Raw genomic sequence first — 6,280 nt, 5'->3', positions numbered from 1 at the left:
GGTTCGATTGGTGGCGTTTCTGCCGGCGAGGACGGTGACACCGGGTGTAAATTCGACTGAGGTAGAGTCGATGCCGCCGATGTGTTCGACGTCGACGGCAGCAGTCGTCTCTTGGAGTGAGGGCATTGTGTGGTCCGTTTTAGGACGGTGTCCTCAATAAGCATTCAGATACGCCATCAGCAGCTCCGAGAGGCTGATTAGGCCTCTGAGGAGTCTGTATTATCGCTCCAGCGTCCATGGGATGATGGATACCACTCGTCAGGAACAACGCGATCGGGATTTTCTGGACACATCGATTGATGCCCGTTGATCGCTTCTGACGTGAGAAACCGTTTCCCACACCGAGGACACTCGTTCATTACTCTCTCCTCTCAGTTCTACTCTTGCAACCTTTCTGAAACTGCTTGCAACCTAACTACCGTTTATTCTCTACGTGTTTGCTGTCGTCTTTCGTCTTTAGAATTCACGAATAGCCACACTCGGATACCACTACACTCATATCTCTGGTGCTGTCTTTATTCTACCTGAGATTTCAAATGGAACTCTCAGATGATGTTCTGTGTTTGTTCAGTGGTGTACTCGACCAGCGGAATGGATCATATGTCATCGAGGTTCCCGAGCGCGAACTCACGCTGGGAACCCTTGAATCCGATACTGCCTATGGTGTCGCTGTTATCTCACAGGAGACGATCTCTGTCCGGAAAACCGACACAACCAAATCGACACAACAGCACGAGGATCCCGAGCCTCCTGTCGCGGAAGGTGAGCACCGGACAGTCGATATCAGCGATATCGGTGACCAAGGCGATGGCATCGCGCGTGTTGAACGCGGATACGTCGTGATCGTTCCGGACACAGAGCTAAACGAACGCGTCGAAATCGAAATTACCGACGTGACACAGACTGTTGCTTTTGGCGAGGTTATCGAGCGCGAAGAGTACTATCAGTAGTTAGCGTACTGGTTATCCCAAACTCTGTCGGATTATATTTGAGAGATGTCAGTCGACATTTGCAGAGCCGCCATTACAGCGTGTTTTACGAGTACATATCGGAGACAAGCCATTTCGATGCAAGCGTTCAATCACAGTCGCCCTTGGTGATCTTCTAGGGCACAGATCTCTTTATCGCACTCATTTCATTCCTGTAACAGAGTGGCTTCCAAAGTCTGTTATCGCTCTGCGATTCACCGAGTAAAATACCAGCTACTTACATGCGTAGAACGAGCTCATCTTCGACTCGACGTCGCTCCGTCGTGCAGTGTTCAAGGACTGTCGTTGCATCTACCAGCACGGGATACGTAACGTCCAGTGAATAATACACATATTCTTGCAGATCGACGATTTCGTCCGTATGTGGCTCAGCCGTATGCCCATCTGTTCGCTGTGTTTGACGCCCCTCGATGAGTTGTTCACACGTCTCGAGACACGTAGTGAGTTGCTGGTGAGTTTTTTGGAGGTCCTCAACTGATTGGTGATGGCGGGGTTGTTCAGTGATCTGTTCATACTGCTTACCAGTGGTCGTCAACGTCTGCTCTGCGTCGGTGAGAGTCGCCGCTTCGTCATTGAGTCGGTTACTGAATCGTGCGCGGCGGACGCTGGCTGCTGTGGCTGCCTGCACGACCGCTTGTTGTAACGAGGGGGTGAGTTGAGAGTGTGTCGTAATTGCGGTGGTGAGATCCTCTCCAAACTCGGTTGCCATATTCTGTACGAGTGGCTCATTATACTCCTCGTCGTAATGCGGGGTACTCAGAACAGTGTCTCGATAGGCCTGCTGGATAGCATCGATCCCTTCCGTTGTCGATGGTGACGAGGAGTGTGGATCAAGAGACCGAGTAAATTCATGGTCAGAAGGGAGAGTCGTTGAGGATGGGGATGGTGGTTCAAGTGCACTAACCCGGTCGCCAAAGTGTTTGAAGGCATCCCGCTCAGCACGTGTGCGCTCTTGTTCTGTCTGTACGATGGCTTTAGCACGAGGAATCCATGTAATTAGTGACGAAGCAAGTCCACTGGTTGCGACACTTCTTGCCTGGAGTAGTTCACTGGGCTGAAATGGAGAGAGCGTAGTGGGTGAGCCCACAAACGCAAGGACTGTAGAGAAGTCTAATAGCGGGATCCATCCTCCCAGTGCTGGATCAGTGATAGAGATGGGCGCTCCAAGAGCGAGGGTACCAATAAAAATAGCACTCAATATGACAATTGGATATGATACAGGCCTCGTTCTCATGTAGCAGGCTATGCGACACTGGGAAATAACTCTCCTGCCGGAAGAAGACAATATGTGCAGCCGATGCGCATCGCTAATCGCACTGATCGGTTACATGGTGTGCTCATAGCTGCTTCCGAACTCCACTTGGCTATAAGACTGGGTGGCCAGCAGTGGTTGCATCATGCATAGCCAATAGCTTCATAACAAATAGAGCCCTATGGTAGCATGGACCAGTAACTAACACCGGCATACTGCAGGCTGGTCCAGGCCACGTACGGCTGGAGGAGCATTCTCCCACGCGGGAATCTCGTGGCCTCCGTCGTGTTTCTGTGGTAGTTAGCTATCTGTAAGGAACTGCAACCTGCTTAATCACAAAATTGCCGAGGACAGTTCAATAGGGAGTACATCTTCGAGATCTGTCTTAAGAAAGCGGAGTTGCTGGGCGATCGCAGCACTAACGAGCTGTTTGACCGTCTAGAAATCCGGTTGATCGTCGCCATCTTTTGTACTACCGGGGCCTAAAACGTCTGCTTGATACACTACTGGGAACGACCGGAACATCGGTCAACTACAGAATTCTCTGAATCAACCTGTTGACCTTTTTTGATTGCTAATCAGTGTCTCAACGCTCTCTCGGTGAGGCATTGCTAACTATCTCTATAGTTCTCGATGTACCTCTGGATGTGAATGGTCTTGTCTGTGGTAACAAATCACAAGACCTATAGAGAGACGTGATAATGGTATCTCTGTAGACGGTGCCTCTGACAGAGCTGCAGGTACTTGCAGCCGATGACACCGGCTACACTGGATGAGCCCGAGACGGCCTGAGCACCCGTCTCAATTCCTGTTATTGTCTCCGACTGACTCCGACACAGTAGCCTACCGCTGTAGTACGTCTTATTACCCCTACCGGCTTTCAACATCGCCTCGAAACGTGTTGTGAGGGTGGATACTCCACTTGTTGTGGAATCGTAAACTCTCACAGTCTCTGAGAGTAGCGTGATGGCGGTCATTATCAAGTCGAAAGACCCATTCACGCAATTTTTTACTGACGAGACAGAGCCAGCGGTTGCTGCGGAACCCTTCGATCGATAACTCGTATTCAGGCCGCGCTTAGCGTGTCGCGCAGGTACTGTTGTTCCCATTCTTGACGAGCATCGAGTTCCCGCTGGCCACGTGCCGTGAGTTTGTACAGGTTCGTCCGCCGGTCCATCTGTGACTTCTCGACGAATCCTTTGTTGACGAGGGTGTCGAGATTTGGATACAGGCGGCCGTGATGAATCTCCATCTCGTAGTACTCTTCGAGTTCGTCTTTGAGTGCGAGGCCGTGTGGATCGTCTAATCCGCCGATGACGTAGAGCAAATCCCGCTGGAAGCCAGTGAGGTCGTACATATCTATAGAGTGTCTGCTGTGAGTGTCAATATATTGCATGATATACACTACGAGCGTGTCTGAGTTACTACTCAGAGCGACGCACGCCGACGAAAATAGCGACTACACTCCTCCGTCCGAACAGCGGTGCTGCCCTCTGTATTTCGTTCGGACGCAGATTACTCAACGAGCGCTTCGATGTCGCTTGTTCGATCGTCGTTAGTGATGAGATTCGAGAAGCGCCAGTTGAGTTCCCCGAGCAGGAGGGCGTACCCGTGTTGGAGGTCCTGGAAATGGTGGCGGTAATGCGGGAGATGTCCACCCTAAATAATACCCTCTTTTCGGTACTATGATTTATATACTAGACTAATCTCATCAATTTCGTGAATGCGAGAAGACGATGCGACCATCGTCTCCAAACTCAAAAACGCAGGCGGAATCGTCCTAGCAAAAACTAATCTTAATGTACCTTCATCTACGAGACGATCCGTGCAATCACATGGTTGCAGTGGCTATCTGAGAGCCCGTCTTACAGACCGCTCAAGCAGAGTTAGTTGCAAATGGGACCACAGACCCTGAATTCTTGCAAAAACGGTCAGGAAGAATGTTATAGCCCACAGGGAATCATCCGCCATGTCTCAAATGCTATAGAAAAAGTAATAGTAGAAGACATTAATATCTAGTGATAAATATTGAGAATTGACTTGACAAAAAATTTATTTAATAGGGCTCTATACCTTTGATATGATGGAAGAATGCCTTAATTGTGAAGTAGAAATCATGATGATTGAAATACATGGCCCAAGTCCTGCTGCTCACTATGCCCAACCGTGTGGGTGTAATATGGCAAAAGCAGGGCTCATGATTCAATAGATAGGTTTTCAGTCCATAGACAGAACCCACCATCTCCTGGTCTACATCTAGAGTCCGAGCACACTTCAGTAGACAACTGGGAGTAGTCCATAGCTCATATTCGATTTCTTAGCGGAATTATTCTGCTCTGAAGGGCACTGAATCCAGCGATGCGTGCTTATAGGAGTTCTTCTAATCGGCGTTCTTCGTCGTCTGTGGATCCGTTATCAGCATCCAGTTGGGTGATCTCTGGCGCTGCATCAGCGTATAGTGTGGCGTTTCGTAGTTCCGAGATATTCGCCGTAGTTTCCTGGTTAGTATGTCCGCTAGTCAGGTCTTCTTCTGGCTCGTCGTAGGTGAGCGTTTGTTTGACTTCTACCGGGAGTGTTGGTCGTGGTGCGTTTTGGTGACGCGTGATCTGAGCTGGTCGGTGCGTATGATCGTGAGCAACACGCATTACTGGCAGACCCTCAAGATAGTTGTACTCGTCGAGCAGGGAAACGCCAAACGACGTGAATCCCCAGAACTCTTTCGGTAGATCTCTGTCTGTCGTGTCCTCGTTCGGATAGAGTGTGAGTACTGCGTGTTCTTTGAGGTCGTAGAGCTGATCCCGGATCGCCGACCGGCTTTTTGGAATGTAGTAATCAAGCTCGGTTAGGGATGCGAGATGTTTTGGATGACCGAGCAGTGCTTGAACGATCTGATGGCGGGTTTCCTGAGAGAGATAGTGATCGATCCGACGTTGTTTCTCGTAGATTGTAACACCGGCCGTATCGAACACCTCGTCAACATGGACCTCGCTCGCTGTACGGTCCATCTCCAGGTAATCGGTCTCGGGAGCCGGTTCGCTCATAGGCTATCTCTAGGTACTGCATCCTCCTACCTAACTGTTCTGGCTAACCAAGACGGTTTCAGTATAAAAAGCCGACATGGATAGATAGCATTATACGGCTGTTATCCAGAGATGAACCACCGTGACTGACTCTGATCGGGACAGAAAACAGCGCTGGACACAGACGCACGCCGCTATCGAACGCGCATTCAACGATCTCACTATCCCGCCAGACGACTATACCACGATCCGACAATACGTCCAGAATGAAGCTGCCCAGCTCTATGAACACGGATCGACATCATTCATTATTTTTGGTAGTTACCGAAATGACTACCAGCGCCGTCTTCGGCTCGTTCAATACGAACTCAGCAAACCAACCACTTGGACAGCAACCCTCATCGGTGATATTCCTGACCCTGAACTCACCTGTCTTCGCAGTCAGTCGGACCCACTAGGCTTCCTCCTCAAACTGCATTTATTTAGTTCGTTTGCGGATCGTCTCGTTGGAGTCTATGAAAAAGATAGCGGTGGCGAAGCTCCTGAACTCAGTGTCATCTCACATGACCCGTACTTCAAGAAGACACGTGTCTTCCCCCGTGATTACTGTCTGGATGGAGAACAACCTCTTGACAAAGACGATGTGATCCGGCAGGCAGTAACGATCTGGTTTACAGCGGATTCAAGAGACAAGACTCGCCGGCAGAAACTCAAGGAAATCCGTGGGTTGCTCGTTCACGCCCAGGAAAACGATGTCTCGATAACGGAAACTGAAATCGTTGAGATACTCGAACAACGGGAAGCGGATGGGTTTGATGAGCACGCTCACTACAGTTGGGTGCATCTTAGTGCGTTCCGCAAATTCGAGCAGCATGGTCGTTGCCATACGTGGTGGACGACAGATGATCTTCGCCGGACCGTCTCACTAGTCTATAGGCAAAACCTCTGATCGGCGTCCGTATTGCAAGCGGCGAGAGGTTAATCGGCGTCATTGATCGATTCTTCTTAGAACGTGTAAG

General features: G+C 50.0%; 5 protein-coding genes. 2 read left to right on the top strand and 3 right to left on the bottom strand.

Features of this window, described 5'->3' with window-relative positions; genetic code table 11:
• Positions 1-536 precede the first annotated feature (536 nt).
• Positions 537-950, top strand: a complete 414-nt coding sequence (locus tag HAPAU_RS17525; RefSeq protein ID WP_066385325.1) for a TRAM domain-containing protein — start codon at positions 537-539, stop codon at positions 948-950.
• Between the two features lie 256 nt (positions 951-1,206).
• Here the strand turns inward: HAPAU_RS17525 and HAPAU_RS23325 are convergent, their stop codons facing one another.
• The 3 genes from HAPAU_RS23325 to HAPAU_RS17510 all read right to left on the bottom strand — a co-directional run bounded on the left by HAPAU_RS23325 (position 1,207) and on the right by HAPAU_RS17510 (position 5,282).
• Positions 1,207-2,223, bottom strand: coding sequence for a DUF7260 family protein (locus tag HAPAU_RS23325; protein WP_449267242.1), 1,017 nt, complete (start codon positions 2,221-2,223; stop codon positions 1,207-1,209).
• 1,084 nt (positions 2,224-3,307) lie between these two features.
• Positions 3,308-3,598 carry a PadR family transcriptional regulator gene (locus tag HAPAU_RS17515; RefSeq protein WP_066385318.1) on the bottom strand — a complete coding sequence of 97 codons (291 nt, stop codon included), beginning with the start codon at positions 3,596-3,598 and terminating at the stop codon, positions 3,308-3,310.
• Between the two features lie 1,009 nt (positions 3,599-4,607).
• Positions 4,608-5,282, bottom strand: coding sequence for a hypothetical protein (locus HAPAU_RS17510; RefSeq protein WP_211263629.1), 675 nt, complete (start codon positions 5,280-5,282; stop codon positions 4,608-4,610).
• A gap of 121 nt (positions 5,283-5,403) precedes the next feature.
• Here HAPAU_RS17510 and HAPAU_RS21260 point away from each other — a divergent pair, with 121 nt between their 5' ends.
• Positions 5,404-6,210: a hypothetical protein gene (locus HAPAU_RS21260; protein ID WP_157078544.1), complete on the top strand. Its 807-nt coding sequence runs from the start codon at positions 5,404-5,406 to the stop codon at positions 6,208-6,210.
• The last annotated feature ends 70 nt before the right edge of the window (positions 6,211-6,280 follow it).

This window comes from Halalkalicoccus paucihalophilus (genome assembly GCF_001593955.1).
Classification (GTDB): domain Archaea; phylum Halobacteriota; class Halobacteria; order Halobacteriales; family Halalkalicoccaceae; genus Halalkalicoccus; species Halalkalicoccus paucihalophilus.
The sequence above is the reverse complement of the archived record's forward strand: the minus strand, read 5'-3'. Positions and strand labels throughout refer to the sequence as shown.

Bases quoted from the DNA above. Each gene is read 5' to 3' on its own strand.
- HAPAU_RS17510 (WP_211263629.1), bottom strand. From the start codon at position 5,282: ATGAGCGAACCGGCTCCCGAGACCGATTACCTGGAGATGGACCGTACA.
- HAPAU_RS23325 (WP_449267242.1), bottom strand. From the start codon at position 2,223: ATGAGAACGAGGCCTGTATCATATCCAATTGTCATATTGAGTGCTATT.
- HAPAU_RS17525 (WP_066385325.1), top strand. From the start codon at position 537: ATGGAACTCTCAGATGATGTTCTGTGTTTGTTCAGTGGTGTACTCGAC.
- HAPAU_RS17515 (WP_066385318.1), bottom strand. From the start codon at position 3,598: ATGTACGACCTCACTGGCTTCCAGCGGGATTTGCTCTACGTCATCGGC.